General features: G+C 37.7%; 26 protein-coding genes. 8 read left to right on the top strand and 18 right to left on the bottom strand.

Annotated features, from left to right (window positions below; translation table 11 throughout):
* Positions 1 to 5: 5 nt before the first annotated feature.
* From BUC06_RS19765 to BUC06_RS19805, 10 genes are all read right to left on the bottom strand, one after another.
* A complete protein-coding gene (locus tag BUC06_RS19765; RefSeq protein WP_073335744.1) occupies positions 6 to 1259 on the bottom strand; it encodes an alpha/beta hydrolase in 1254 nt (417 codons plus the stop codon).
* A gap of 6 nt (positions 1260 to 1265) precedes the next feature.
* Positions 1266 to 1631 (bottom strand): DUF1648 domain-containing protein, encoded by a 366-nt coding sequence (locus BUC06_RS19770; RefSeq protein ID WP_073335746.1) that lies wholly within the window; start codon positions 1629 to 1631, stop codon positions 1266 to 1268.
* The gene (locus BUC06_RS19775; protein ID WP_073335748.1) at positions 1628 to 3310 is read right to left on the bottom strand and encodes a C45 family autoproteolytic acyltransferase/hydolase; all 1683 of its coding nucleotides are present in this window, start codon (positions 3308 to 3310) and stop codon (positions 1628 to 1630) included. The genes BUC06_RS19770 and BUC06_RS19775 overlap by 4 nt, the downstream gene beginning before the upstream one ends.
* Positions 3297 to 3500, bottom strand: coding sequence for a hypothetical protein (locus BUC06_RS24390; RefSeq protein WP_317041438.1), 204 nt, complete (start codon positions 3498 to 3500; stop codon positions 3297 to 3299). The genes BUC06_RS19775 and BUC06_RS24390 overlap by 14 nt, the downstream gene beginning before the upstream one ends.
* Positions 3497 to 4831: a phytoene desaturase family protein gene (locus BUC06_RS19780; protein WP_317041439.1), complete on the bottom strand. Its 1335-nt coding sequence runs from the start codon at positions 4829 to 4831 to the stop codon at positions 3497 to 3499. Before BUC06_RS19780 ends, BUC06_RS24390 begins: the two co-directional genes overlap by 4 nt.
* Positions 4832 to 5034: 203 nt before the next feature.
* The gene (locus tag BUC06_RS19785) at positions 5035 to 5919 is read right to left on the bottom strand and encodes an LpxL/LpxP family acyltransferase (protein WP_073335750.1); all 885 of its coding nucleotides are present in this window, start codon (positions 5917 to 5919) and stop codon (positions 5035 to 5037) included.
* 119 nt (positions 5920 to 6038) lie between these two features.
* A complete protein-coding gene (locus BUC06_RS19790) occupies positions 6039 to 6293 on the bottom strand; it encodes an acyl carrier protein (RefSeq protein WP_073335830.1) in 255 nt (84 codons plus the stop codon).
* Between the two features lie 4 nt (positions 6294 to 6297).
* Complete coding sequence (locus tag BUC06_RS19795; RefSeq protein WP_073335752.1) at positions 6298 to 7518, bottom strand: beta-ketoacyl-[acyl-carrier-protein] synthase family protein; 1221 nt, start codon at positions 7516 to 7518, stop codon at positions 6298 to 6300.
* A gap of 114 nt (positions 7519 to 7632) precedes the next feature.
* Positions 7633 to 8364, bottom strand: coding sequence for a flexirubin biosynthesis SDR family reductase FlxB (fabG, locus tag BUC06_RS19800; protein WP_073335754.1), 732 nt, complete (start codon positions 8362 to 8364; stop codon positions 7633 to 7635).
* Between the two features lie 75 nt (positions 8365 to 8439).
* The gene (locus BUC06_RS19805) at positions 8440 to 9960 is read right to left on the bottom strand and encodes a flexirubin biosynthesis tyrosine ammonia-lyase FlxA (protein ID WP_073335755.1); all 1521 of its coding nucleotides are present in this window, start codon (positions 9958 to 9960) and stop codon (positions 8440 to 8442) included.
* Between the two features lie 97 nt (positions 9961 to 10057).
* On the opposite strand from BUC06_RS19805, the gene BUC06_RS19810 reads away from it, so the two are divergent.
* A complete protein-coding gene (locus tag BUC06_RS19810; protein ID WP_073335757.1) occupies positions 10058 to 11311 on the top strand; it encodes an NAD(P)/FAD-dependent oxidoreductase in 1254 nt (417 codons plus the stop codon).
* Between the two features lie 50 nt (positions 11312 to 11361).
* Here BUC06_RS19810 and BUC06_RS19815 read toward each other — a convergent pair whose 3' ends face one another.
* Together BUC06_RS19815 and BUC06_RS19820 are read right to left on the bottom strand one after the other, a co-directional pair.
* Positions 11362 to 12654 (bottom strand): flexirubin biosynthesis putative acyl-CoA ligase FlxY, encoded by a 1293-nt coding sequence (locus tag BUC06_RS19815; RefSeq protein WP_073335759.1) that lies wholly within the window; start codon positions 12652 to 12654, stop codon positions 11362 to 11364.
* 87 nt (positions 12655 to 12741) lie between these two features.
* Entirely contained in the window at positions 12742 to 14430 is a 1689-nt protein-coding gene (locus BUC06_RS19820) for a M23 family metallopeptidase (RefSeq protein ID WP_073335761.1), read from the bottom strand.
* Positions 14431 to 14777: 347 nt separating this feature from the next.
* On the opposite strand from BUC06_RS19820, the gene ileS reads away from it, so the two are divergent.
* The 7 genes from ileS (at position 14778) to trpS (ending at position 21575) form a co-directional block, all read left to right on the top strand.
* Positions 14778 to 18167, top strand: a complete 3390-nt coding sequence (gene ileS / locus BUC06_RS19825) for an isoleucine--tRNA ligase (protein ID WP_073335763.1) — start codon at positions 14778 to 14780, stop codon at positions 18165 to 18167.
* 59 nt (positions 18168 to 18226) lie between these two features.
* The gene (locus BUC06_RS19830) at positions 18227 to 18607 is read left to right on the top strand and encodes a TraR/DksA family transcriptional regulator (protein WP_034740299.1); all 381 of its coding nucleotides are present in this window, start codon (positions 18227 to 18229) and stop codon (positions 18605 to 18607) included.
* 82 nt (positions 18608 to 18689) lie between these two features.
* Positions 18690 to 18935, top strand: coding sequence for a DUF6576 domain-containing protein (locus tag BUC06_RS19835; RefSeq protein WP_073335765.1), 246 nt, complete (start codon positions 18690 to 18692; stop codon positions 18933 to 18935).
* A 20-nt stretch (positions 18936 to 18955) separates the two neighbouring features.
* Positions 18956 to 19141: a DUF2683 family protein gene (locus BUC06_RS19840; protein ID WP_073335767.1), complete on the top strand. Its 186-nt coding sequence runs from the start codon at positions 18956 to 18958 to the stop codon at positions 19139 to 19141.
* Positions 19141 to 19779 (top strand): lipoprotein signal peptidase, encoded by a 639-nt coding sequence (locus tag BUC06_RS19845; RefSeq protein WP_073335769.1) that lies wholly within the window; start codon positions 19141 to 19143, stop codon positions 19777 to 19779. Before BUC06_RS19840 ends, BUC06_RS19845 begins: the two co-directional genes overlap by 1 nt.
* A 14-nt stretch (positions 19780 to 19793) precedes the next feature.
* A complete protein-coding gene (locus BUC06_RS19850; RefSeq protein WP_073335771.1) occupies positions 19794 to 20438 on the top strand; it encodes a SanA/YdcF family protein in 645 nt (214 codons plus the stop codon).
* Between the two features lie 168 nt (positions 20439 to 20606).
* Positions 20607 to 21575 (top strand): tryptophan--tRNA ligase, encoded by a 969-nt coding sequence (trpS, locus tag BUC06_RS19855; protein ID WP_073335773.1) that lies wholly within the window; start codon positions 20607 to 20609, stop codon positions 21573 to 21575.
* Between the two features lie 48 nt (positions 21576 to 21623).
* Here trpS and BUC06_RS19860 read toward each other — a convergent pair whose 3' ends face one another.
* The 6 genes from BUC06_RS19860 to BUC06_RS19885 all read right to left on the bottom strand — a co-directional run bounded on the left by BUC06_RS19860 (position 21624) and on the right by BUC06_RS19885 (position 26756).
* Positions 21624 to 22898 (bottom strand): sensor histidine kinase, encoded by a 1275-nt coding sequence (locus BUC06_RS19860; protein ID WP_073335775.1) that lies wholly within the window; start codon positions 22896 to 22898, stop codon positions 21624 to 21626.
* Positions 22898 to 23569 carry a response regulator transcription factor gene (locus BUC06_RS19865; protein WP_073335777.1) on the bottom strand — a complete coding sequence of 224 codons (672 nt, stop codon included), beginning with the start codon at positions 23567 to 23569 and terminating at the stop codon, positions 22898 to 22900. The genes BUC06_RS19860 and BUC06_RS19865 overlap by 1 nt, the downstream gene beginning before the upstream one ends.
* 265 nt (positions 23570 to 23834) lie before the next feature.
* A complete protein-coding gene (locus BUC06_RS19870; RefSeq protein WP_073335832.1) occupies positions 23835 to 24284 on the bottom strand; it encodes a PepSY-like domain-containing protein in 450 nt (149 codons plus the stop codon).
* 290 nt (positions 24285 to 24574) lie between these two features.
* The gene (locus tag BUC06_RS19875) at positions 24575 to 25270 is read right to left on the bottom strand and encodes a YjjG family noncanonical pyrimidine nucleotidase (protein ID WP_073335779.1); all 696 of its coding nucleotides are present in this window, start codon (positions 25268 to 25270) and stop codon (positions 24575 to 24577) included.
* Between the two features lie 205 nt (positions 25271 to 25475).
* Positions 25476 to 26066 carry an RNA polymerase sigma factor gene (locus tag BUC06_RS19880; RefSeq protein WP_073335781.1) on the bottom strand — a complete coding sequence of 197 codons (591 nt, stop codon included), beginning with the start codon at positions 26064 to 26066 and terminating at the stop codon, positions 25476 to 25478.
* A gap of 198 nt (positions 26067 to 26264) precedes the next feature.
* On the bottom strand, positions 26265 to 26756 hold the full coding sequence (locus tag BUC06_RS19885; RefSeq protein WP_073335783.1) for a hypothetical protein: 492 nt from the start codon (positions 26754 to 26756) through the stop codon (positions 26265 to 26267).
* Between the last annotated feature and the right edge of the window lie 51 nt (positions 26757 to 26807).

Genomic DNA, 26807 nt, shown 5'->3' on the forward strand with positions numbered 1-26807 from the left:
AAATTTTACTTCACAATAAACTGAACGAGGTCCTTTAAAAACTCCTCATCTACATTTCCTTTGACTTCATAATCTCCCGGAGATGGAATCCCTGAACCCCTAATAAACAAATGATTCAGTGAAGGATACCATTTAAAAGTTGCCATTTTATTGGTTTTCAACTGATTTTTCCAAAGGGCAAAGTCTTTTTCTGTCACCTGATAATCTCTTCCACCCTGTGCAAAAAACAGAGGTGACTTGATGTTTTTAACTTCATCAAGCGGTTTATAGTTTAAAAGATATTTCCAATAGGAAGCAGACTGTCCCAGGGGAAGTTCTGAGTCCGGACTATTCAGATCAAATTTATCTGATTGTAAAAAAGCCACTTGCTTTTTGATGGTATCTACCGTTTCGGTTGAAATTTTTGAAGGGTCAATTTTGTGAAGGTATTCAAGCTGATCCATTATGACTTCCTGAAGCGGTCTGGCATTACCGGCCATAAAAACATATTTTGAAATCTGAGCTTTCTCTGCGATCTTCGGCATCAGATAAGCGCCCAGGCTATGTCCCAACATGATGATCTGATACCCTTTGAAATTCTCATTATTTTTAAAATATGCTGCTGCATTGACTGCATCATTGATTGTTTCCTGTTCTGCTGTTGACTTTTCAGTGAAAGTTTCCGGATTGGAATAGGTTCTTTTGTCATATCGATATGAAGCAATTCCATTTTTAAAAAGCTCATCTGCAATATCTTTGAAAGGCTTATTTTCACCTAAGGTCTCGTCTCTGTCGCTTGCTCCGGATCCATGAACAAAAATGACTAGCTTTTTCTTATTACCATTTGCCGGAACAAGCAAAGTTCCCTTCAGTTCAATATCATCACTGGTCATCTTTAATGTATTTTTATCATCCGGCTGATCAAACATTTTATGAGGAACCAGAAAGAAACCGATCATCTTATCACCGCTGGTAAAAGTAATCTGGATATCCAGTTTAGATTTTTCAAATTCAGAATAATAGTAATAGGAATCTTTTTCATTATTTACCTCCAGAATGTTTTTAAATGCACCCAACTGCCCCTGAAGCTGCTCAGTAACCATGGCAAGGTCTGTGGCTTTGATCTCTCCGGCTACGGAAGCATCAAAAAATGAATGGGCTTTTTCTGGATTTTTATCAACCAATAAAGTCCTGATAAATTGGGCTCCGATGTCTTTTCTGCTTTGAGAAAATGACAGGAATGACAATACAATTAGAAATAGGGTTAAAAGTTTTTTCATAATTAATTATTTAAAGACTACATCCGAAAAAGATAACGGACTCATCATCAAGGTTACAAAAATTGCAAGGATGATCAAAACCAGTTGGTACTGATAATAGGTTTTTGCCTGATCTTCTTCCTTCACTTCAAAAGTAAATTTAATCTTGTCCGGTCTTTTGATTGTCATCCAGATAAAGGTCAAGATAGCAAGATTCAAGGCGATAGGTACAAAAAGAAATGCCTTACTTCCATAGCCATCATTCTTTCCTCCATACCCATGAATAGGGATAATGTCAGGAATAGAACTATATTGAGTAAGCAAATAAGCGGTATAACCGATAATAATAATGAAAGGAATACAGAACAGTAATTTTATATGTTTAGGGATCATTTTAGTTTCTTTAAAGTTTTCTTCAGATATTTTTCTACATTTTGCCTGTCCGGAACTGTAGTAATTTCTTTGGTCAGTGCTTTTTCAAATTCATTTTTGGCCTTTGAAAACTCATTCCTGCTGAAATAATATTTGCCCGCCTGATAATAGACCAGCCAGTAATCAGGGTTCATGGATTGATAGTTGGGAATAAGGTCATTTGTCATTGCGATGTCTTTATCCTTTAGGGCCATACTTAAATCTTCACCCATTAATTTAGATACCTGATAGTTTTCAAATTCTTCAGAATCTGCAAAAGGATCTCTGGGAATATTCAGTGCTGTTTTTGCCTGAAAGCTTTCCACTGCCTTTTTACCGGAAAAGATTTCATTGAGATCATAGCATACAAATTCTCCCAGTTGATAAGGATTGGAAGAAACCCAGACGAGCCTTTTTTCAGGGGAAAATATAACGGCGTGGTGTGCCAGAAGCTGATTGATTGCTTTTTCATTTCCGTAGCCTATTTTCCGGTCTTTTAAACCGGATCTATCTCTTAAAACAGCGGCCATTTTTTCAGGATTCAGTTTTTTCTTTTCCTCCAAAAGTTCCTGAAGCTTTTCGTACCGGTATTCGGAATGACTTTCTAAAATCTGTTTTTGGTTTCTTTTATCATCTTTATACGCTTCTGATTGAAAATGATTGGTACAGAACATCCTGCCTGTATTCTCAACCCTGTAAACTCCGAAATTTTTAGGTGAAACTTCAATGATCACCGCATTTTTATCATGAGCACTTCCTACCAGAATGGATTCGGAAATAAACACTTTTCTTTTTTTTGCGATGGCGATAGCTTCGTCAATATTTTTCGCATACTGTAGAATTTCCCGGGTCACAAGAGAGATCGGAGTCTTGGCAGTCAGAGGAATTTTAGATTTCCCGGCATTGATGGTTACTGTAATCCCTTCTTTATTCATTCCGGACACTACGCCTATCATTCCGGGCCAGCTTACAGACATATAAGGAATTCCGGTTTCCGGCTCTACAAATTCGATGAGCTTATTTTTAGCAAAATCATCTCCTACATAAAAATCAAAATTTCTCCCGATCAGCAAGTCTCCATCTTCCGTATTTTCATCCCATACTGCCAGGGAAGTACATCCTACCATGGCCAGATCCTGCATGGCATGGCCGATGTCGTGGGCTCCGTGAAGATACAGGCTCCTGAGATATTTGGGAGCAATAAAATTGTACTGATCTGAAGAATATCGGGACAAACCGTATAATTCTGTTTGATAATCTTCCCGGACATTCAGGTACATTTTCCTGTTGTACCATTTTAGAAATCCTCTGAGGACCTTCTGTTTAAACTTTGACGGAACAAAACCTTCGACTTTGGAAAAGAAGATCTCTTCCTGCTGCTGCATCAGGACTTGGGTTAGTGCTCCGTTGTTATATCCAAGTTGCAGCGGGTTTCCTTTGATATAGAGCTCCCAAAGCTGTTGCTTATTCTTTGTCAGATAATTCTGATTAAAGCTGAATGTAGAATCATTGATCTTGTTGACCTTTGGAGTTTCCACCGTATAAGCACTGATATCGGGAATATGTCTGACCGATTTTGAAACTCCGCATGAAATAAGGGAAAGAATCAGGAACAAATAAATTCCCCCAGGTACTGTAGCAAGCCGGTTATTTTTTTTCATTCATCTTGATCATTTGTTTCAGACGCTTATCTATAAGTTCCTTTCCGAGAATTTCTGCACAGGTATTGAATGCACCTATGGTTACTCCAAGAATTCCGTGCATATTGACAGACTGTCCCGTAAGGAAGAAATTATCAATCTTTGTACGGGGCGAAACCATTGTTTTAAGAGGATTGTCTGAGTTTTTCATGTAACCGTACATATTCCCTCAAAACTGCCGATATAGTCCCTGTAAGACAGCGGTGATGAAGTGTAGATATTTTGTATGGAATGTCTGAGATTAGGAATTTTCTTTTCCAGTGCTGAGATCATTTTTTCCGCCTTTCCCATTTTAAATTCTTCGTACTTCAATCCTCTCTCGTGCTCTTCGGCCACTGTATTGATGGTTTTCTCCCAAGATTTCACCTCATCAAAATCCATATAAGAGATCACTGTAAGACTTTCAGCATAGTCAGGATGATGCTTTGAGGCTGTAGAAGAGAGCATATAGGTTTCAGGCCAGTTTTCTCTGCTGTAACGGAATGCATTCCAGACCATTTCTTCTGATGAATAGTGGTAGATATTATAATTGAAGTTAGGGAAAGTTTGAGGTTTTAAAACCAGATACACACTGAAACATGAGGAAACCGGTTCCCAGCTCATCACCCTGTTGGAAAAAGATTTTCTCAGTCTTTCTTCCCCGATCAGTTTCATGACGGAACGGATTTCTATGTTTGAAATAAACTTACCGGCAATATATTCTTTGCCTGACTTTATTTTTACAGAAGACAGAATATTGTTTTCATTAAAAATAAATTCGGAAACCTCAGAATGCTTGTGTACCTCTGCTCCATACTGGCGAAGCTTTTTGATCAGGAGTTTTGTAATCTGACTTCCGCCCTTTATACATTTGTAAGCACTCTGAATGTAAGAATTTACTGTAAGAGCATGTACGTAGAACGGTATATTTTCTGAATCTCCGCCATATAAAAAATTGGAACCAAGCAGTACTGCCTGTAATTTTTTGTCCTGAGTAACAGACTCGATGAATCTTTTGGTATTGAGGTGAAGAATTTCTTCATTATAAGTATCCTTCCCAACTACCTGATATCTTGGAAACTGCGCACAAACGTACTGGATTTCTTCACAATAGTTTTCTAAGTTCTCTTTTTCATCAGGAAAATGGGCAGTGAGCTGTTCGACAAAGTTTTCATACCCCTGCGCATGAGGATATTCTATTCTTTCATTTCCAAAAGAAATTCTGTCGTAGCCATCCTCATCCATTTTGTGAAGTTCCAGCTCATCCATAATGTCAAGATAGGAAAAGAACTGGTGAAGATTTTGTCCTTCCGAAAGACCTCCCAGATAATGAACTCCGGTATCGAAAATCAGCTTGTCCCGTGAAAAGGTCTGCAGATTTCCTCCATACTGGTTATTTTTCTCCAGTACACAGACTTTCAGGCCTTCTTTCGCCAAAATCAGAGCCGAAACAAGGCCTCCCAATCCACTACCGATCACCAGTATGTCGTATTCTTTTTTCAATAGGAGAAAAATTGTGTGTTTTTTTGATTAAGCATTATAGAAAGATTAAACACAAAGACGCAAATGGTTGTTATTGAGTAGCTGTTTTTTTAAAACATACGGGCGCAAAATCAACAAATACGGTTGGGTTTAAAACCATCTTAACTCTCTCATCAGGTTTAATTCTGAATTATTATCAGTTTTCGGTGATAAAATTAGAAAAATTAATCAATATCATCCCAAAAATCGAAATAATTGAACCATTGAAGAGGATATTTTGTAATCATTGATTCCAGGTTCTGTACATAAGAATTGAGAAGTCCCTGAGAATCACGGTTTTTAATATTTTTCGCTACCCTTGCATATAAGTGATAGTGAAGATTTTTTTCTTTCATCACATACACATAGACTACAGGAACACCAAGCCGTGAAGCGATCAAAAAGGGGCCGGCGGGAAATTTAGCGCTTTTTCCCAGCAAATCAGCCTCCAGATATTTTGAACCTTCGAAATAACGGTCTCCTGTAAAGCAGATCAGCTCATTATTTGATAATACCTGATTGATCTCGAAAATATGAGACATATCTTCTTTGACGTAGATGAATTTGATATTGCTTTGTTTAACGGCAACGCTTTCCAGATATTCTTTAATGATGGTCACCTCCTGATCTGTGGTCACAAGATTGATCTGACAATCAAAATCAATATCAGCAAAGAAGTGTTCTGCAATTTCAAAATTCCCGATATGGGCGCTGATGAGAACGCCTCCTTTTTTTTCTGCTAAAAGGTTTCTGAGATTTTCTATTCCGTCAAATTCATAGGTGTATTTCTCCCTTAAACCAGCAGAAATAGCAGTTTTATCAATCAAAACCTTACCGAAAGTAAAATAGCTTTTGAATACGGAAGCTTTTGATTTCCAATAGCCATAGTTCAGTCTTTTCTGAAAATAATAAGAAATGTAGCGATTGCTTTTTTTAAGAAATAAAAAATAATAGGAAGCAACAAAATAGAGCACAACATATGAACTCCGGATTCCGATATTTCTAATACACCAGACGAATATCTTATATCCGGTTATGGTTCCTTTAGATTTACCTTTCCATTTGTTCATATATACAGTTTACCAATTTATCAATATACCAGTGTAACAATCTTTCGGTTGAAGTCATTGTTACACTGGTATATTTTTTTATTGTTACATTATTAAAAAGAATAAAGTTCAATCGATAGTTATGCGTTTTTTGCGGCAATTTTATTTTCAATAGTCGTATAGAAATCATCAAATGTCACCATTTGTTTAAAATCTGCTTCTCCCAATTTCACTCCGAAATTAGATTCGATCACGACTACCATATCGATATAGTCTAGGCTGTCCAGCCCGAGTGTCTTTTTCAGGTTGGCGTCATTACTGATTTCATCGCCATCTACCTCGAATTCGTTTATTAAGAAATCATTAACGATGTCAATAATTTTTTTCCTTTCCATGTTTTTAATCAAATTTTTTAACTATTAATGCGGAGTTGGTTCCCCCAAATCCGAAAGAATTTGACAAAAATACGTCAATTTTTTGAGTTTTCGTTTTTGAGACCAAATTTATCCTTTTTGCCTCATCGTCAGGGTTTTCCAGGTTGATATTCGGTGCTACAAAATCATTCTGCATCATCAGAATCGAGTACACTACTTCGCTTGCTCCTGCCATCCAGCATTCATGTCCGGTCATAGATTTTGTAGAACTTACCGGAATTTCACTTCCGAAAATCTCATAGATTGCTTTGGCTTCATTGGCATCCCCGATGGGGGTAGATGTCGCATGGGCGTTGATATAATCTATGTCTTCCACTTTTAACCCAGACTGTTTCAAAGCTCTCTGCATAGCCAGAGCCGGGCCGTCTACATTCGGTGTTGAAATATGTCCGCCATTTGAAGAAAAACCGTAGCCTACAATCTCTGCCAGAATGGTGGCTCCTCTTCTTTGGGCAGATTCTAAACTTTCCACCACAAGGCTGGCCGCTCCTCCGCTTGGGATCAATCCGTCTCTTCCGGAATCAAAAGGTCTTGAGGCTTTGGTGGGTTCATCTTCTCTTACGGAGAAAACACCCAGTCCGTCAAAACTAGCCATTGAATATTTATTGGTTTCCTGCGCTCCCCCACAAATAATCATATCCTGAAAACCATTGCTGATCATCATATATGCAAGCCCTAAAGAATGTGAGCCACTGGCGCACGCTGCACTGATGGTCAGATTGATTCCTTTCAGTTTGAAAATCGTTGAGAGATTCATGGTTACTGTAGAATTCATTGATTTAAAGATCGCACCCGATCCCATCAATGTAGTATCTTTCTTTTCTCTGGCAATATCGATAGATTCTACTACTGCCTGAGAAACACTGTCGTTTCCGTATAGAATACCTACTTCATTGCTGTCAAGGAAATCCTGATCAACACCAGCCTGTTTCAATGCATCAATGGTCGCAAGGTAAGCGTATTCGCTTTCCTCACCCATGCTTACACGCTGGCGTCTGTTGAGTAGATTTTTAAGATCCGGTTTCGGGACTACCCCTGTAAGGCCAGACCTGAATCCGAATTCTTTTCTTTCCTGTACTAAAGCAATACCGGATTTTCCTTGATATAGGGATTCTCTGACTTCTTCCAAAGAGGTCCCGATGCAAGAATAAATTCCCATTCCGGTAATTACAACCCTATTTTCCATGTTTTTATCTTTAAATGTAACAATGTATCAGTATAACAATGTAACAATCATACTGAGGTCAAAGCCAAATTGTTACACTGGTACATTGCTATATTGTTATATTATTTTTTATTTTTAAGAGTAGATTCCGCCGTTGATATTCACAATTTCCCCGGTAATATAGGACGCTTTTCTGGATGCTAAAAATGCTACCAGATCCGCAACTTCTTCTGCTTCCCCAAATCTGTTGGCCGGAATCATTGCTTTAAGCTCGTCCTCATTGAAGTCTTGAGTCATATCTGTTCTGATAAATCCCGGAGCGACTGCATTTACGGTGATATTTCTTTTGGCCACTTCCTGTGCAAGTGCCTTTGTAGCCCCTACCAAAGCGCCTTTCGCTGCAGAATAATTGGTTTGTCCCGCTGTTCCTTTTACTCCGGAAACAGAAACCATATTGATGATTCTTCCGTATTTATTTCGAAGAAGCTTCTGGATAAAGAAGTTGGTTACATTGAAAAAGCCATTAAGGCTTGTGTTGATCACACTGTTCCAATCCTCGCTCTGCATCCACATGAATAATCCGTCTCTTGTGATACCGGCATTGTTTACAATGACCTCAACGATCGCATCAGGATTATGATCCTGCCACTCCGTCAAAACACCAAGGCTTTCTTCAGCACTGGCAACGTCGAATTTCAGGATCTCTCCAGTAGCACCCAGTTCCTGAACTTTAGCCAGAGTTTCCTTCGCTGCCGCTTCATTGGAAGTGTAGTTGATGAGTATATGGTAATTTTTTTCTTCAGCCAGTTTTATACAGATTGCTCTGCCAATTCCCCTGGAGCCACCTGTGACAATTGCACATTTCATGTGTTAGTGTTTAGTTAGTTTTTTTAAGTATAATTTTTAATCCTTAAGTGTATAACAATTCTTTACGATATGTAATTACATTGCCTTTAAATATTTTTTCACTTCCTCCAGATACGGATACATCACCATATCATCAGAAAAAGCAGGAATGATCTTTCTAATCTCGTCATACAATTCTTTGGTAGAAGACGAAACTTTGTCCTGAAAACCAAGATATTCCACAGCCTGAATAATGGTAATGGCTTCAATCGCCAATACCTCGAAAGCATTCTCGATTACCTTTCTGCAGATCACTGCTGCATTGGTCCCCATGCTTACAATGTCCTGATTATCATTGTTATTAGGTATACTGTGTACATACATGGAATTGGAAAGCATCTGACTTTCTGCCGTTGTAGAGGTTGCTGTAAACTGAACGCCCTGCATTCCAAAATTAAAGCCTAATTTACCTAAATTTACAAAAGGAGGCAAAATCTCGTTGATCTTTGCATTTAAAAGGTAGTTCAACTGTCTTTCAGCAAGCATCGTAAGCTTGGTAACAACAATCTTTAGTTTATCCATTTCAAGCGAAATATAATCTCCGTGGAAGTTTCCACCGTGGTATACATGCTTATCCTCAACATTGATGATTGGATTATCATTGGCTGAATTGATCTCATTTTCAAGAACATTTTCAGTGTATTCCAGCGTATCTAAAACAGGACCTAAAATCTGCGGAACACATCGTAAGGAATAGTACTCCTGAACTTTTTCCTTAAATACTTTTTCCTGTTCTTCAAAGTGGGTATAAAGATGGTCTTCTCTTTTCCTGATCAGTTTGCTATCCGCCAGATGAGCACGCATTCTTTCTGCCACTTTCTGCTGGCCGTAATGTTTTTTCGTGCCGTTCAAAGCTTCTGAAAGATGGTCATCATATGCCTGAACAATCTCATTGATGGCGCATGAAAGTCTAATTGAAATATCCGTTAACTGGTTCGCTTTGTAAGCATTAACGATTCCTATTCCTGACATAACGGAAGTTCCGTTCATCAAAGCAAGTCCTTCACGGATCTCTACTTTGATAGGTTCCAGCCCCTCTGTTTCGAAAACGTCTTTGGTCAGTTTTCTTTCACCTTTATAAAATACTTCTCCTTCTCCGATCAAAACCAAAGCCAGGTGGGCAAGCTGTACCAAATCACCACTGGCTCCTACTCCTCCGTGTTCGAAAATCAAAGGTGTAATATCTCTGTTGATCAATTCTTTAAGCAAATGAACCACCGATTGGTGAACGCCTGAATTTCCGAGTGAAAGGGTATTGAGCCTTGCCAGCATACAGGCTTTTACTTCCTGAGCGGGTAATGGATTTCCAATTCCAGAAGAATGACTTCTAATTAGGTTATACTGAAGCTGGTGGGTATCTTCATCACTGATTTTAAACTGAGCCATTGGCCCAAAGCCAGTATTCACACCATATATTACTTTATTTCGTGAAAATTCCTTTAAAAACTGAAAACTTGTTTCTACTCTGTTTAAAAGCGCTCCTTCCAGTTCTATTTTTTCGTTCTCAATGATAATCTTATGAAAATCCTTCAGTTCTAAAAAGTTATTTATTTTCATCAATTAAAAGTAATAGTTGCTAATTTTGTAAAATATTAATTAATTGTCACTAATTTTGCGGCAAAGATAGAAGTTATTATTAAAATAAAAAATCAAGATGAGCAAAGAATTTGTTGATGTTCTCGTAATCGGGGCTGGGCCTTCCGGATGCGTATCTTCTTCCTATTTAAAGAAGAACAATATCAACGTAAAAGTTGTTGAAAAGACAAAATTTCCAAGACTGGTAGTGGGTGAAAGCTTAATTCCCAGAGTAATGGATCATTTTGACGAGGCTGGACTTTTCCCTGCTTTGGATAAAATGGGCTTTGAAAAAAAACTGGGAGCCCGTTTTTTAAGAGGCGACGAGGTTTGCATTTTTGATTTTAGTGATAAATTCGGAGAAGGCTGGGACTGGACCTGGCAGGTTCCAAGAGCTGATTTTGATAATACCCTGGCCCAGGAAGTGATCAATAAAGGCATCGATCTGGAATTTGAAACTGAGGTAATTGATATTCAATTTAACGGTACAGATTCTATAACGACTGTAAGAACCAAGGATGGTGACACTAAAGAAATTCACTCCAAATTTGTCATCGATTCAAGTGGGTACGGTAGAGTACTCCCAAGACTTCTTGATCTTGAAAAACCCTCAAAACTAGCTCCCCATTCCGCTATTTTCTCTCATGTAGAAGATACGAACAGGGGGGAAGGTGAAGAAGGAACACTTATATCCTTTGATATTATTGAAACGGAGGTATGGCTTTGGGTCATTCCTTTCTCGAACGGAAATACAAGCGTTGGAATTGTTGGTCCTACAGAATATATAGATCAGCTTTCTGAAAATGGCGATCCCGCAGAAGCGTTAAGAAAAGCAATTTCTCTTTCAGAATATTATGTAAAACGTTTCGGAGATGTAGATTTCCTTTTTGAGCCAAGACATCTGAAAGATTATTCATGTTCGGTAAAGCAATTATTCGGAGACGGATATGCCCTGACAGGAAATGCTTCTGAATTCCTTGATCCTGTGTTCTCATCGGGAATGGCCTTTGCCACGGAATCGGGAATGCTTGCTGCTAAACTTGCTTTGAGACAGCTTAACGGTGAAAAGATCGACTGGCAGAAAGATTATACGGACTACATCCTTTATGGTGTCGATGTTTTTACCACCTATGTAAAGGAGTGGTACACCGGCAATCTTCAGGAACTTTTCTTCCACAGGCCTGAAAACGAAGATGTAAAAAGAAAAATATGTGCCGTACTCGCAGGATATGTCTGGAATAAAGATAATCCTTTTGTAAAGAAACATGATACGGTTATTAAAAACCTTGCAAATCTTATTAAGCTTGAAAAACAGCAACAGGAACAATCATAAAAAAACGGTCTGAACATTCAGACCGTTTTTGTTTTATTTTAAATGAGAAATTATCTCAAATCTATAAAAGTGATAGGTTTTCTGCTATTCGGGTTAAAAACAGTTTTCGACAAAATATCAAAATCAATGATTTCAATTTTAGGACTTACCCTGAGTTTTGCCCGGAAATGATCACGGACTTCATTCACAAAGGTCTCATGATCTTGCTCTGTACTTAATTTGATGATAATTTCGTCCAATCCGATTTCATCAGACTGAATAACGATCTGATAGCACAAAATCGTATTGAAATCATTTAAAATATCATTCATTGCAGGAGGATAGAGTGTGGTTCCTTTATATTTGATCATCTGCTGCTTTCTCCCGACAACAGGGCCAAGTCTCATGGTGTTTCTCCCACATCCACACGGTTCATCATGAGCTTTCACAAGATCCCCCGTCCTGAACCGAAGTAAGGGAATCGCTTCTACGCCTAAAGTAGTAATGGTAAGCTCACCATTTTCTCCTTCCCCGACAGGATTTTCGTCATCATCAAGAATTTCTGTGATAATCAATTCCGGATGATGGTGCCCTCCGATCTGAAATTCGCATTCCGTGAAAGCTGTACTCATTTCTGTAGAGGCATAGGTTGAGAATAACTTAATATCCCATTTCTCTTTGATCTTCTGTGAAAGAATATTGTCTGTGAAATCCTGGTTTTTGATGCTTTCCCCGATACATACTGCACCATAAACACTGGAATTTTTATAATCCACTCCGTTTTTTTCAGCATAGTCGATCATTTTTAAGAGGAAAGACGGAACAGTGATCAGGTATTTAGGTTTATATCTGAATATAGAATCCCATTGAAGCTCCGGAACACCAGGCCCCATTCTTACCACACTGGCTCCCATTTTTCTTAATCCCAGAAAATAAGCCAGACCAGCCATAAATCTTTTATCAATGGTGGTGACCATCTGAACCACATCTCCTTTCCGGATTCCTGCACAGACAAAAGAAATCGCTTCATTATAAGCCAGCCTTTCAAGATCACCGTCAGACAATCCGAAAGTAACCGGATCACCTAAAGTTCCCGAAGTGGTGCTGTAGTCGACGATTTTATCATGTGAAATACAGAAAAAATCGTCGTTATACTGCTGCAGATCATCTTTTGTGGTGGTGGGAATTTTCCGCAGGTCGTCCAGCGTCTGAATATCCGATATACTGATACTGTTCTGTTTAAACAGCTTTTGATAAAAAGGTGAATTGTTTTCAAGATAAACCAGAAGTTCCTGAAGCTTTTGCTCCTGAAACTTTTTGATGTCCTGAAGGTCTGATCTTTCGATGTCCGGATAGAATTCCAATGATTTAATTTTAAGGAACAAATTTATTTAATTAAAATTAAAAGATTGAATGATTAAAAGATTAAAAAATTGGCAACCGGAATAATCTTATCTCTGAAAGGTAAAAGTCTGTGTATTCTTATTTCCTGCTGCATTCACTGTAGTTACTTTTAAAGTATGTGAACCTGATGCTCTGGGACATTTTTCATCAAAAATATAAACAAAATCATCTTTCATACGGGCGAAACGCAGCCATTTTCCGTCAAGTTCTGCACGAAATGCAACAATATCGCCGATTGTAGCGGCTCCTTTCAATCGCAGAGTACTGCCAGTGATCAGTGCTCCCTCTTTCCATCCCGGAGAAACAGATGGCATACTCTGGTCCAGCAGAAGTGTTGCCGTTCCCAACCGGTTAAATTCTGATTCCACCCTGTCTCCGTTCCACTTTCCTTTGCCAACATTTGTATCGCTTCCGTAGTCTAGCAGAACGACCACTTTTCCTTTTTCTTCATTGGTTAATTTCCTGTTGGGTTTTATTTTTAAAGTATAATTATCATGAACGGGAATATATGGTGAATGTAAAACGATGGTATTGGAAACGGCATCTCTGTTAGTGCTTGATTTTTCAGACATTTGAAAATTCACGGCATCATAAACTGCATTTTTGCTAAGATTGATTTCTGCATTTTCAGTCGTGATTGTTTTACGTTCATTAACTTTTACCGTTGTATTGGTAGAAGAGATCTGATCTGAAGTTTTACTGAGTTTAACTTTTGTTTTTAGCCTGCTGGTATTTCCATTGACATCTTTTAATATAATTTCGACAGAGTGTACATTTTCGTCCTTAAGATTAATGATTCCGTTTAAATCCGACGGGCTGTAATTTTTCAGTTTCATACTCGGCAAAGAAGATAAGTGCTGAATGCTCATTTTATCTTGTATCAACTTAGGATAGTCTATACATCCATTGATATAGCGGGTGTCATCATAACTCACTTTATCAATAGAAAAGCTGTACATCACCTCATCATCCATCAGTAATTCTGCATGATAAATTCCAAGATTAAATCCCTGGTTGGCTTTATCAAATGCTTTAATTGCCAAACTAATCGTTGGTGAACTGACCTGAATTACATCTGTGGTATACATATTCCCCATCTTTTTAACAGCAATTCCGTTGGCTCCTGGCTCATAAGTACTGAATCGGCGGTCATACCAGTAAAGCCCGCTGATAACAGGCGCAATGCTGTCCGGAATATTAAACCCAAAAAGCAACGGATTGATACATTCTTCAGTTTTTGTATCTCTTATCTCGAAATGTAAATGCGGGCCGGCTGAACCTCCCGTATTTCCGCTTAAAGCAATGAGCTGCCCTTTGGTTACCGGAAACTGTCCGGGAGAGAAAGTGATATCCTGCTCCCACTTTTCATCTTTATACTGTCTTTCTTTAACATATTCATCCAGTTGGTCATAGTATTTATTGAGATGAGCATATAAAGTGGTATATCCATTCGGATGGGTAATATAAACTGCATTTCCAAAACCATATCGCTCCACTTTTATCCTGCTTACATAACCGTCTGCTGCAGCCACAACCGTTAAATTTTCCTGGCTGTTCGTGCGCAGATCAAGGCCCATGTGAAAATGATTGGTACGGACTGCCCCAAAGTTGGCGGCCAGCTGCATGGGAATATTTAAAGGGTTCCGGAAATAATTTTGCAGATAGGTATTCTGAGCCTGTGCTGTAATGGCGTTAATGAAAAAAAGAATGAATAGAAGTTTGTGGAAAATCTTCATGCATTGTTTCGTTTGGGGATTCACTTCAATTTACAACATTTTAAATAATGATATGACAGAATTGTTTATTATTTAGATATTGGCCAAAGCCAGAGGATGAAGCCTGCCTTTTTAAAACGGGTTAAAACCCACTCCCATTGAACAAAATGGTTGTAAAAATTTGATAAAAACAGTGAAAAAAAATTGACACATTCATCATTCACAATTCACTTATGTCTCCTTTCCCAATTTATATTTCTGAAATTGAACTTTTTAATAGATATAAGCTAAATAAAACATATATTATAAACCGACAAAATTTAGTAAATTTGCAGACTTAATTAATCAACGATATTGAGATATTTACAATGAGCCAATTTAAAGAATACAAAAACCTCAACCTTATTGACATAGCCGAGAATGTATCGGAGTTTTGGAAACAGAATAAAACGTTCAGTAAAAGTGTTGAGATTCGCGAGGGTAATGCCGAGTTTGTTTTTTATGAAGGACCTCCTTCAGCAAACGGTATGCCCGGAATTCACCACGTTATGGCCAGAGCATTAAAGGATATTTTTTGTCGTTACCAGACTCAGAACGGAAAACAGGTTTTCCGTAAAGCAGGCTGGGATACACATGGACTTCCTGTAGAACTGGGCGTAGAAAAGGAATTAGGAATTACTAAAGAGGATATTGGCAAAAAAATCTCTATTGAAGACTACAACAAAGCCTGCCGTGAAGCAGTCATGCGATATACAGACGTTTGGAATGACCTTACGGAAAAAATCGGATACTGGGTAGATCTTGAAGATCCGTATATCACCTACAAGTCAAAATATATGGAGACCGTTTGGTGGTTGCTGAAGCAGTTGTATAATAAAGAATTATTGTACAAAGGCTACACGATCCAGCCTTATTCTCCAAAAGCAGGAACAGGACTTTCTTCTGCGGAATTAAATATGCCTGGAACGTATCACGATGTTTCTGACACTACAGTAGTAGCACAGTTTAAAGTAAAGAAAGAATCTTCTGACTTATTTAGTGATGTGGAAGGAGACGTAAGCATTCTTGCATGGACGACGACTCCATGGACCTTGCCATCCAACACCGCATTGGCTGTAGGAAGAGACATTGAATATGTTTTAGTTAAAACCTTTAATCAATATACTTTTGAACCGATCACGGTTGTTTTAGCGAGAGTCCTTTTAGAAAAGAACTTTGGTAAAAAATATGTGGAAGGAACTCATGAAGATCTCGCGAATTATACGTCAGAAAGTAAAACGATTCCTTATCAAATTTTAAAAGAATTTACAGGAGTAAAATTAACCGGAACTCAATACGAGCAATTAGTTCCCTGGTTTACTCCAAACGACGCTCCTGAAAAAGCTTTCAGAGTAATTTTAGGAGATTTTGTAACGACTGAGGACGGAACAGGTATCGTTCACATCGCTCCTACTTTTGGTGCAGATGATGCAAGAGTGGCCAAAGAAGCCGGCATTCCTCCTATGTTGATAAAAGACGAAAATGACAATCTGGTTCCCCTGGTAGATTTACAGGGAAGATTTATCAAGGGAGAAAATGTTCCTGAATTATTCTCAGGAAAATACATCAAGAACGAATATTACGATGAGGGTACTGCGCCTGAAAAATCATGGGATGTAGAACTGGCCATTTTATTAAAAACAGAAAATAAAGCCTTCAAAGTAGAGAAATATGTTCACAGTTATCCGCACTGCTGGAGAACTGACAAGCCTGTATTGTACTATCCGCTGGATTCCTGGTTTGTGAAAATGACTGCTGTGAAAGACAGACTGGTAGACTTAAACAAAGAAATCAACTGGAAGCCTAAGTCAACAGGAGAAGGACGTTTTGCGAACTGGATTGAAAATGTAAACGACTGGAACCTTTCGCGTTCAAGATATTGGGGAATTCCTTTACCGATCTGGAGAACGGAAGATCTGAAAGAAGAAAAGATCATCGGATCTGTAGAGGAGTTATATAATGAGATCGAAAAGTCTGTTGCTGCAGGATTGATGAAAGAAAATCCTTTCCAGGGCTTTATTATAGGAAATATGTCTGAGCAGAATTATGAACTGGTGGATCTTCACAAGAATGTAGTAGACAAAGTAATTCTTGTTTCAGATTCAGGAGCAGCCATGAAGCGTGAAAGCGACTTGATCGACGTTTGGTTCGATTCAGGTTCGATGCCTTATGCTCAGTTGCATTATCCTTTTGAGAATAAAGAATTAATTGACAATCATAAAGCATTCCCGGCAGATTTTATCGCGGAAGGCGTTGACCAGACCCGTGGATGGTTCTATACCCTTCACGCGATCGGAACCGCAGTTTTTGATTCAGTTGCCTATAAAAATGTAATGAGTAACGGGCTTGTTCTGGATAAAAACGGACTGAAAATGTCAAAATCCAAAGGAAATGGAGTTGATCCGTTTGAAACGTTAGCCGTTTATGGACCAGATGCTACGAGATGGTATATGATCTCAAATGCGAATCCTTGGGAAAACCTGAAGTTTGACATCGAAGGAATCGACGAAGTCAGAAGAAAGTTCTTCGGAACCCTTTATAATACGTATTCATTCTTTGCTTTATACGCTAATGTGGATGGATTCAATTATTCTGAAAAAGAGGTTGAAAACAGACCTGAAATCGACCGATGGATTCTTTCTGAATTAAATTTATTAATTAAAGAAGTAAAAGCATTCTACGAAGATTACGAACCGACAAGAGTAGCCAGATCAATCAGCACATTTGTGAATGATAACCTGAGCAACTGGTACGTAAGATTATGCAGAAGACGTTTCTGGAAAGGAGATTATTCTGATGATAAGATCTCTGCTTACCAGACGTTGTATACGTGTCTTGAGACCGTGGCAAAATTATCAGCACCTATTGCTCCGTTCTTTATGGATCAATTGTATCAGGATCTGAATAAGGTAACCGGAAAAGAAAACTGTGAATCTGTGCATTTAACAGATTTTCCTGTAGCAGATGAAAGTCTGATTGATCAGGATCTTGTGGAAAAAACACATTTGGCGCAGAACATCACCAGTATGGTTTTCTCGTTAAGAAAGAAAGAAAATGTAAAAGTTCGCCAGCCGTTACAAAAAGTATTGGTTCCGGTTCTGGATGCTAAAACGGAACAACAGATTTTAGCTGTTGCAGATCTGATCAAGCAGGAAGTAAATGTTAAAGAACTTCAGCTGATTAATTCAGAAGAAGCTTCTCATTTAATTATAAAACAGATCAAACCGAATTTCAAAGCGCTGGGTCCTAAATTAGGAAAAGACATGAAAACGGTGGGCGGAGAAATCGCCAATCTGAACACAGAACAGATCGCCAGTCTTGAAAAAGAAGGAAAAATAGACGTTCAAGGTTACGAAATCACCCTTGCTGATGTAGAAATTTCTACAAAAGATATCCCGGGATGGACCGTAACTTCTGACGGAAAAACAACTGTGGCATTAGATTTGACGCTAACAGATGAGTTAAAATCTGAAGGGATCGCAAGAGAGTTTATCAACAGAATTCAGAACCTGCGAAAAGAGAAGGACTTTGAACTGACGGACAGAATAAAAATCTCCATTGAAGAAAATTCACCTTTCATTGAAGATGTTAGGAAAAATGAAGAATATATTTCTTCTGAGGTCTTGTCAAATAAAATAGAAATTGTATCTTCACTTTCAAATTTTAACGAAATCGAAATAGATGAGGTTAATTTTAAGATAAATATTGAAAAAAATTAACATATAGTTATTGTTTTTTAAATTCCATTTCATAATTTTATTAAAAAAGAGAAAAGAACATGTCAGACGAAAGAGTAAGATATAATGATTCTGATTTACAAGAGTTTAAAGCGATCATTAAAGAAAAAATAGAGAAGGCTGAAAAGGATTTGCAACTGATCAGAGAAAGTTTCATCAACGACCAGAATAACGGAACAGACGATACTTCTCCAACATTCAAAGCATTCGAGGAAGGAGCTGAAACTTTAAGTAAGGAACAGAACTCTATTCTGGCAGGACGTCAGGAAAAATTCGTTCGTGATCTTAAAAATGCTTTGATCAGAATTGAGAATAAAACCTACGGTGTTTGCAGAGTAACAGGAAAGCTGATTCCTAAAGAAAGATTATTGGCTGTTCCTCATGCTACGTTAAGCATTGAAGCGAAAAACATGCAAAAATAAACCATTAAAGGTTTGTAAAAATAATATTGGGTTTATATGGTATTCATGAATACTTTATAAACCTAATTTTTAATGTATACCCATGAGCGGAGTATTAATTTTAGGCATCATCGTGGCCGCAGTTTTGCTGTTTTTCAACAGAGCATGGATCAAAAACAGATTCTTTCCTGATGAACGCAGAAACTACACCATCGATGATCAGTTTAATTCTGATAAACGCGAGAGAGAAAAAGAAATCGACAGACTTCTGAGTAAGATGGGCAAAAACGGGATCAGCGACTTGTCTCCAAAAGACAGGAAAAGACTCGATGAACTGTCCAAAATGTAAAATTTTAAATAGATAAGAAAATGGAATCGATCATAGTACATCCTAAAAACCCTATGGAACTGAGTGCACTGAAAAGTGTTTTGAAAGATATGAACATCAAATACGAGAGAGCTCACACCAAAAATACTTTCCATACAGAAAAAGTGACCAAGAAAATTTTCGACAAGAAAAATCCTGAGAAACCTTCTAAACCAAAAGGATTGTAATGAAAAAGATCTTAGCTATAACATTTTTAGTATTGTTAATTGATCAGGCTTCGAAAATTTATATCAAAACCCATTTCAATCTGGATGACAGTGTGACTGTTCTTCCAGGTTTTAAACTGACTTTCGTAGAAAATCCGGGAATGGCTTACGGGCTTCATTTCGGAGGAATCATCGGGAAATATTTTCTGGTAATCCTGAGACTTTTCCTGATTGGAGGAATGGTTTATATGTTCAGGAAATGGCTACAGCAAGGAGCTTCCAATTACCTTTTGATTCCCATGGCTATTATTTTTGCCGGTGCGATCGGAAATATTATTGACGGTATGTTTTATGGGCTGATCTTCGACAGCGGAACGGTGTATGACCAAAGTATCGACCGATGGATCGGATATGGCGGAATATCAAAGTTTGTTCCTGTAGGACAGGGCTACTCTTCCTTTATGAAAGGTTGTGTCGTAGATATGCTTCACTTTCCTATTGTAGACTGGTATGTTCCTGAAAACATCCCTTTAATCGGTGGTAAACACCTAGAATTCTTTAAGTATATTTTCAATGTGGCTGATTCTGCGATTACCGTAGGCGCTGCATTTCTATTAATATTCAGAAAAAAAGCTTTTCCGAACGGACTTGAGTTTTAGAAACAGTATTCCGGATGAAAAAAGTAATCAAAAATATTTTTAAATTTTTCCTGCTGCTTCTTGCGGTGGGAATTATTTTTATAGCCTGGGCCAATTACAGCATCAGAAAAGAAAGCCGTGATTTTGTTTCTTACAGGATTGCTGATGTACCGGAAACCAAGGTGGCTTTGCTGCTTGGAACGGGAAAAACATTAAGCAACGGAATGCCCAACGCTTATTTCTACAACAGAATACAGGCCGCTATAGATCTTTACAAAAGCGGAAAAATAAAGTACATCCTTGTAAGCGGAGACAACAGCAGCAAAGACTATAATGAACCTGAAGACATGCAGCTGACTTTAATGAAATACGGTATTCCGAAAGAAAGAATCGTGATGGATCATGCCGGATTCCGAACCCTGGATTCTGTAGTCAGGGCTAAGGATATCTTCGGACAGACTAAGCTGGTGATTATTTCACAAAAATTCCACAATGAAAGAGCTGTTTTTCTGGCGAGAAAGAATGCAATAGAAGCTTTCGGGTACAATGCCAATGATGTGAATAAATACGCCGGATTAAAAACAAATCTGAGAGAATATCTGGCCAAGACTAAAGTCTACTGGGACTTACTTTTCGGAGTACAACCGAAGTTTGGAGGAGAAAAGATTTTGATCCCTTAATTTTTTTCTTGCCGATAAAGCAGATGTAAGATGATTATTCAAAAAGATTTCCCAGTCTTTTTTTTACGAAAACTTTTCCGGATTTTAATTTTAAGCAAACATCTGTGTATTCTGCGGGAGAATTAATTAAATTTGCAATTCATTAATTTTTATAAATAATTTAAACAAATGTCAAGAATTCTTACCGGCATTCAAGCCACCGGAACACCCCATCTTGGAAATCTCCTTGGGGCGATCATTCCTGCTATTGAACTTTCCAAGCAGGAAGGAAATGAATCATTTTTATTCATCGCGAATCTTCATTCTCTTACCCAGATTAAAGATGCGCAGGTTTTAAAACAAAATACCTACGAGATCGCTGCGGCTTGGCTTGCTTGTGGGCTGGATACAGAAAAAACATATTTTTACAGACAGAGTGATATCCCTGAGACCTGTGAACTTTCTTGGCATTTATCATGTTTTTTTCCTTATCAGAGACTAACACTTGCCCACTCATTTAAAGATAAGGCAGACCGGCTTCAGGACGTGAATGCAGGTCTGTTTACCTACCCTATTCTGATGGCGGCTGATATTTTACTGTATAATGCAGAAATCGTTCCTGTAGGAAAAGATCAGCTTCAGCATCTGGAAATCGCCCGTGATGTAGCCTCAAGATTCAACAATCAGATGGGAGAAGTTTTCGTACTTCCTCAGTCTGAACTTCAGGAAGACACGAAATATGTTCCAGGAACAGATGGCCGTAAAATGTCTAAATCCATGGGAAATATCATCAACATTTTCCTTCCTGAAAAGGAGCTGAAGAAACAGGTGATGAGTATAGAAACCGACTCTAAGGGTCTGGAAGAGCCAAAAGATCCTGAAACAGATAAGGTTTTTGCCATTTACGAACTGATCGCCACTCCTGAGCAGACGGAGGAATTAAGAGCGAAATATCTGGCCGGAAACTTCGGTTACGGACATGCCAAATTAGAGCTGTTAAATCTGATCTTGACGCGTTTTGCAAAAGAAAGAGAAATGTTCGCGTATTATATGAACAATCTGGACGAACTGGAGGCTAAACTTCAGGAAGGTGCAGCAAAAACAAGAGTGGTTGCTACCGAAACCATCAAAAAAGTAAGAGCAAGCCTGGGAATTTAATTTTTCCTTTCCAACCATATGAAAGTCTTTCAGTTTGAAAGGCTTTTTTTATTTTGAAAGAATAAAGCAATGCATCCCCTCTTCGAACTCATACACAATATCCCATCCCGGATACTGTTTTATGATCGTCCTGATGATAGAAAGTCCGAGACCGGTAGAGCTGTGATCTGCTCCCTGTTTGTAAAAACGGTTGAAAATCTGTGCTTTGTCAAGAGGAATACCACTTCCACTATTCTTGAAGATTAATCTATTGTCTTCTATAATAATGTCAACATTTCCCTCCTGATTATTGTATTTCACTGCATTTTTAAGCAGGTTAGAGAGCAGGATACCCGCGAGATCTGGATTAAAATCTGCCCCAAAGAATCCTTTCTCAGCAATAGTAACATGAATCCTCTTAAACTCAATAAAATCGTCATAGCTTTTGACCAGCTCCGTAATCATTTCATTGAAATCAACCTTTGAGGTTTTATTAAACTGGCTGTTCTCTATTTTTGAAAGCATGAGCAGAGATTTATTCAATCCCGCCATTCTCCTCAGGTCTCCTTTTAATTCTGAAATAAAATTCAGATTTTTTTTGTCAAGATCTTCATTCTGGATCACCAGATCGATCTTGTTGATCATAATCGCCAGCGGGGTTTGAAGTTCATGCGAAGCATTTTCAATAAACTGTTTCTGCTGATGAAAAACAAGCTCATTCCGTTCAATCATTTCCACTATTTCAACATTCAGTTCTTCAAATTCTTTGATCGAATAACTTTGATGTTCTTCCTGAGAAGAAACTCCGAACTGGTATTTCTTAAGCTTATCCAGGATCGTATAAAAAGGATGCATGGCCTTATTCAGCATATACCCATTCACGGCCAAAATACTTATGACAAGCAAAATATACAATACAATTAAAGCCGTTGTGAGGTCGTACACCAACTCATCCTGTTCTACGGTAGACGTCCGTATTTCAAGTCTTTGCCTCTTTCCGAACTGATCTATAAAATCGGTTTCAAGTACACGGTAAGGCTGGTCTTTATCGTCATACTCCATATAAAACATCTTATTATAGAGTCTGTTCTTCTCTTTATAGCCGGATTCTGAAATGGGCTTGATTTTAAATTCATTAAATCCAAAATCTGTACTGTTCAATAATTCCGGATCATGGTAAACTGCTTTAATAATCTGTATCTTCCTGTCTTTCAGCCCGTCATCTACATTGTCATATACTTCGTCCAGAATATAGGCGTAAAAGAGCGCTGCCCAGACTGCAATAATGAGCAGCAGGATCACGATCATGTATTTGATGGTGTAGTATTTTAACGAAACTTTCATTAGATGAATTTATAACCTATTCCGTAAACAGCCTGGAAATCGGCTTCTGCATTGAGGCTTTTTAATTTTTTACGAAGATTCTTAATCTGTGAGTAAATAAAATCAAGACTGTCTGCCTGATCGATATAGTCTCCCCAGATCGCTTCAGCCAAAGTAGTTTTCTGTAATGTTTTTTCCGGATGGATCACAAAATAATACAAAAGATCATATTCCTTACGGTTAAGGATCAGATCTTCCTTCCCGACTTTAACGGTCCTGTTTTCCGGATCAATACTGATGTTTTTGTAGGCAATGGTATTTTCGCCATCCTGATTCTTTCTTCTGATGACCGATCGGATTCTGGCCATCAGTTCGGCAAGATGGAATGGTTTTGCCAGATAATCATCTGCGCCGATCTCTAATCCGGCCACTTTATCATCCACAGAATCTTTAGCCGATAAAATGATCACAGGATCTTTTTTATGCATTTTCTTGATCTCTCGTAGTAAATCAATGCCGTTTCCGTCCGGCAGCATAATATCCAGAAGAATGCAGTCGTATTCATATGAAATTATTTTTTCCAGCCCGGCTGTGTAGGTAAGGGCAAATTCCACAATAAAATGCTCTGCTTCCAGAAAAGTCTGAACAGTGTCTTTCAGTTCCGGTTCATCTTCTACAATTAATATCTTCATTCCGCAATATTGGCTTATCAAATATATGAAATTAGGAAGGAAGGTTGGGAGACCAGAAGTTATTTCCGGACGATTGACGCCCTTAACCTCTCATTTCCCTTGCTTTTCTGTTTTCAAAGTACCCTACTTGGATAATGTCTTGTTAAAAAGAAACCATCCATTTTCTTATCTTTTGGGAGGAGTGACTTCCTTCACTGCTGGTAATGATATTCCAGTTAACCATCCTATTAAGATTTAAGGTATTTATGTATACTTTTAAAGTGAATTAGTCATCAATTCTTTTGAAATTTCCTTTCTTATCAAATTCAAGATCCAGTCCGTTTGAAAGTTCGGCTTTATAAGACCATCTTTCTTTTTCTATCTTAATGATATACGTATTTGGGAAATTCTTAGCTGCATAATTTCTGATCGATACGGGAATAAATCCATAAGGCAGCTTCTGGTGTTTCCCATCCACTTCTTTCCAGTTTCCACTGCTGTCGAACTCTACCTTCACGCCATTAGCCAGATAGACTTTATATTCGTCCACGCCATAAATCTCTCTGTCTTCAAGAGCAGACCCCACAGCAATCCCTTTAAAATGGGTGGCAAGGAAATTTTTTGCAGTTTTTGGTAACTGATTTGCGTTGATTGCTTTATCCTGTGCAAAAATAAATCCGCCTGCCAATAAGAAAATAAAAACAAGCGCTCCGGTGATTTTTCTAAAATTTTTCATACTCTTAAATTTTTCTGTCATTGTTATAAAGCAAAGGTCAGAATCAATTTAGGAAAGAATTAGGAAAAGCGGAATGAGTGAGAAAATAAAGTAATTAAAAGTGAAGAGTGAAAAAATATTTAAACCATTAAGATTATTGAAGGTTGTAAGAGTATTAAGAAGGTTTTCCTCTAAACTTTAATACTTAAAAAAAAACGTTTGATCTCCCCTTAATTATCCTAAACTTCTTCAATAATCTTAATGGTTCAAGAAAAATTTTCAGCTTTTTATTGCTCCTGAAAACGCAAATTTTATAAATAATTTTTAATCTGTAAAAGATGGGTTATTGCTTTCAAGCCTTCTTCCTGTCTATTTTCTTTATAAACATCGAAAAAGATCACATCGAGTCCGTATTTTTGGGAACCTACCACATCTGCAATCCAGTCGTCACCAATCATTATACTCTCTTCTTTTTTGGCCTCTGCAAGCCCTAAAGAATAGTCAAAGATCTTTGGATTGGGTTTTCTCACCCCAACAGAATCTGCACTGGTAATGGTCTTAAAATATTTATCGATTCCGGACAGGATGCATTTCCTTTCCGTCACTTCCTGAAATCCGTTGGAAATAACGTGCAGGGTGTAGTGTTTGGATTTAAGATACTCCAAAATATATTCTGCTCCCTCTACCAATTCATTGTAATTAAGGATCTTATCCAGAAAATGTTCTTCAAAATACTGGGAAAGCACTTCATCATCCAATCCGAAATGCTTGAAGCTATCATAGAAACGGTGCTTCCTCAGATATTCTTTACCGATGATACCGTCTCTGATTTTTTCCCAGAGGCTTTCATTGATGTCATGATAGACGGAATGAAACTCTTCAAAGTCGATATTATAGTGTAAAGTGATTTCCTGCTTTTCAAAAAGGTCTTTGATGGTAAGGTAAGCGTTCTTACGGTGATCCCAGAGCGTATTGTCCAGGTCAAAAAAAATGTGCTGAATTTTCATACAGCACAAAATTAATAATTTTAATTTTTGGAAATCGGGAAATTCTTGCTTTTGGTTGTTACCACTTCAAGACTTTTTGAGTAATTCAATAAAAAATCAATTGTTTGTTTCTTAGGTTTCAAAGTTTTCACTTTTAAGGAATCATTTTTTTTCATAGGCGAAAAGTATGTTTTCCTTTAAACGTGAATTTTTTAAAAATATTATCCTATCGTGTCAATACAATGTTATTTTCATCCATGATTTTTCTCAGGTTGATGAGTGCATACCTTACTCTTCCCAATGTAGTATTGATACTCATATTGGTATGATCCGCAATTTCTTTGAAGCTCAGACCGTCAAAAAATCTTAATTTAATGACTTCCTGCTGGTTCTGTGGCAGAAACTGAAGCATCTTTAACAGATCTTCCTGAATCTGCATCGTTACAAGCTGATCTTCAATATTTTCTGATGGTTCTCTGATCAGATCAAAAATAGAATACTCGTCTGTTTCAAAAGTAGTTTCCGAAACTTTAACATTTTTCGCTTTTAGTCTGAAATGATCGATGATAAGGTTGTGTGCAATTCTTTTTGCCCAAAGAATAAATTTACCTTCTTCGTTGTATCGTCCTTCTTTCAGCATCAGGATGATTTTCATGAATGTATCCTGAAAAACATCATTGGCAAGGTCTTCATCATTAATTTTGTAAAAAATGAATGTAAACAGTTCTCTCTGATGACGATGAATAAGGGCTGATAGGGCTTCTTCGTCTCCTTTCTGGTAAAGGGAAATTAGTAGGCTGTCCGTTTTTAATTTCATAACTCTTCTCAATAATAAAAAATTTGCAGACCAGCAATTCTCCAGATATTTTATCTGGCCCTAGCTGTAAATACAAAACAGTTCTTTAGAGTAAAGTAAAATCAATAGGCAGTACAATTATTATATGGTGTAAATATAATAATTTTTTAATAACTGTTAACCAATTATTAAATTTTTACGAGAAAAATTTAAAAAAACTTATTTAAACATATCATGAATAAAGACTGTTGGGATATTTAATGTTAAATTAACATTCAGCCCTTTCATCTCTTTTCCATTCAAACGGGCATCTCCAATCGGAAAAGCATACCCTCCGGCAAGGTCTAAAAGTCCGAAAAGCGTAACTCCAATTTTCGGAGCAATATATTTATTGGTGCCTTCTGCGCCTATTAAAAGATAGTAGGAATGATAAAAATCTACATTTTTCTCAAAATTAAGGAGCACATCTGCCTGCAGTTTAGGCATGATGGCAAATTTAGAACTGGCAGAACCCATTAAAGCAGATCCTCCCAGCCTGTAAATGACATCATCATTCTTCAGGAAAAGCAGCTTCCCTCCCACTTCTCCAAAGCTCTGGTTCTGATAGGTATACCCCACGCTGACCATTTTGTGCATGGTGTACTGTGCCTTCGCCACTATGCTCAGGAAAAATATAAAAAGGACAGTAACTGCTGATCTAAAATTCATCATCTTTAAATTATTTAAGGTGTAAAATTAAAAAAAACTGCCTTATCGAAAGAT

It is taken from the genome of Chryseobacterium carnipullorum, assembly GCF_900142785.1.
GTDB lineage: Bacteria > Bacteroidota > Bacteroidia > Flavobacteriales > Weeksellaceae > Chryseobacterium > Chryseobacterium carnipullorum.

Coding starts and splice junctions, on each gene's coding strand:
- BUC06_RS19765 (WP_073335744.1), bottom strand. CDS start 1,259: ATGAAAAAACTTTTAACCCTATTTCTAATTGTATTGTCATTCCTGTCA.
- BUC06_RS19770 (WP_073335746.1), bottom strand. CDS start 1,631: ATGATCCCTAAACATATAAAATTACTGTTCTGTATTCCTTTCATTATT.
- BUC06_RS19775 (WP_073335748.1), bottom strand. CDS start 3,310: ATGAAAAAAAATAACCGGCTTGCTACAGTACCTGGGGGAATTTATTTG.
- BUC06_RS24390 (WP_317041438.1), bottom strand. CDS start 3,500: ATGAAAAACTCAGACAATCCTCTTAAAACAATGGTTTCGCCCCGTACA.
- BUC06_RS19785 (WP_073335750.1), bottom strand. CDS start 5,919: ATGAACAAATGGAAAGGTAAATCTAAAGGAACCATAACCGGATATAAG.
- BUC06_RS19790 (WP_073335830.1), bottom strand. CDS start 6,293: ATGGAAAGGAAAAAAATTATTGACATCGTTAATGATTTCTTAATAAAC.
- BUC06_RS19795 (WP_073335752.1), bottom strand. CDS start 7,518: ATGGAAAATAGGGTTGTAATTACCGGAATGGGAATTTATTCTTGCATC.
- fabG (WP_073335754.1), bottom strand. CDS start 8,364: ATGAAATGTGCAATTGTCACAGGTGGCTCCAGGGGAATTGGCAGAGCA.
- BUC06_RS19805 (WP_073335755.1), bottom strand. CDS start 9,960: ATGAAAATAAATAACTTTTTAGAACTGAAGGATTTTCATAAGATTATC.
- BUC06_RS19810 (WP_073335757.1), top strand. CDS start 10,058: ATGAGCAAAGAATTTGTTGATGTTCTCGTAATCGGGGCTGGGCCTTCC.
- BUC06_RS19820 (WP_073335761.1), bottom strand. CDS start 14,430: ATGAAGATTTTCCACAAACTTCTATTCATTCTTTTTTTCATTAACGCC.
- ileS (WP_073335763.1), top strand. CDS start 14,778: ATGAGCCAATTTAAAGAATACAAAAACCTCAACCTTATTGACATAGCC.
- BUC06_RS19830 (WP_034740299.1), top strand. CDS start 18,227: ATGTCAGACGAAAGAGTAAGATATAATGATTCTGATTTACAAGAGTTT.
- BUC06_RS19835 (WP_073335765.1), top strand. CDS start 18,690: ATGAGCGGAGTATTAATTTTAGGCATCATCGTGGCCGCAGTTTTGCTG.
- BUC06_RS19840 (WP_073335767.1), top strand. CDS start 18,956: ATGGAATCGATCATAGTACATCCTAAAAACCCTATGGAACTGAGTGCA.
- BUC06_RS19845 (WP_073335769.1), top strand. CDS start 19,141: ATGAAAAAGATCTTAGCTATAACATTTTTAGTATTGTTAATTGATCAG.
- BUC06_RS19850 (WP_073335771.1), top strand. CDS start 19,794: ATGAAAAAAGTAATCAAAAATATTTTTAAATTTTTCCTGCTGCTTCTT.
- trpS (WP_073335773.1), top strand. CDS start 20,607: ATGTCAAGAATTCTTACCGGCATTCAAGCCACCGGAACACCCCATCTT.
- BUC06_RS19860 (WP_073335775.1), bottom strand. CDS start 22,898: ATGAAAGTTTCGTTAAAATACTACACCATCAAATACATGATCGTGATC.
- BUC06_RS19865 (WP_073335777.1), bottom strand. CDS start 23,569: ATGAAGATATTAATTGTAGAAGATGAACCGGAACTGAAAGACACTGTT.
- BUC06_RS19870 (WP_073335832.1), bottom strand. CDS start 24,284: ATGAAAAATTTTAGAAAAATCACCGGAGCGCTTGTTTTTATTTTCTTA.
- BUC06_RS19875 (WP_073335779.1), bottom strand. CDS start 25,270: ATGAAAATTCAGCACATTTTTTTTGACCTGGACAATACGCTCTGGGAT.
- BUC06_RS19880 (WP_073335781.1), bottom strand. CDS start 26,066: ATGAAATTAAAAACGGACAGCCTACTAATTTCCCTTTACCAGAAAGGA.
- BUC06_RS19885 (WP_073335783.1), bottom strand. CDS start 26,756: ATGATGAATTTTAGATCAGCAGTTACTGTCCTTTTTATATTTTTCCTG.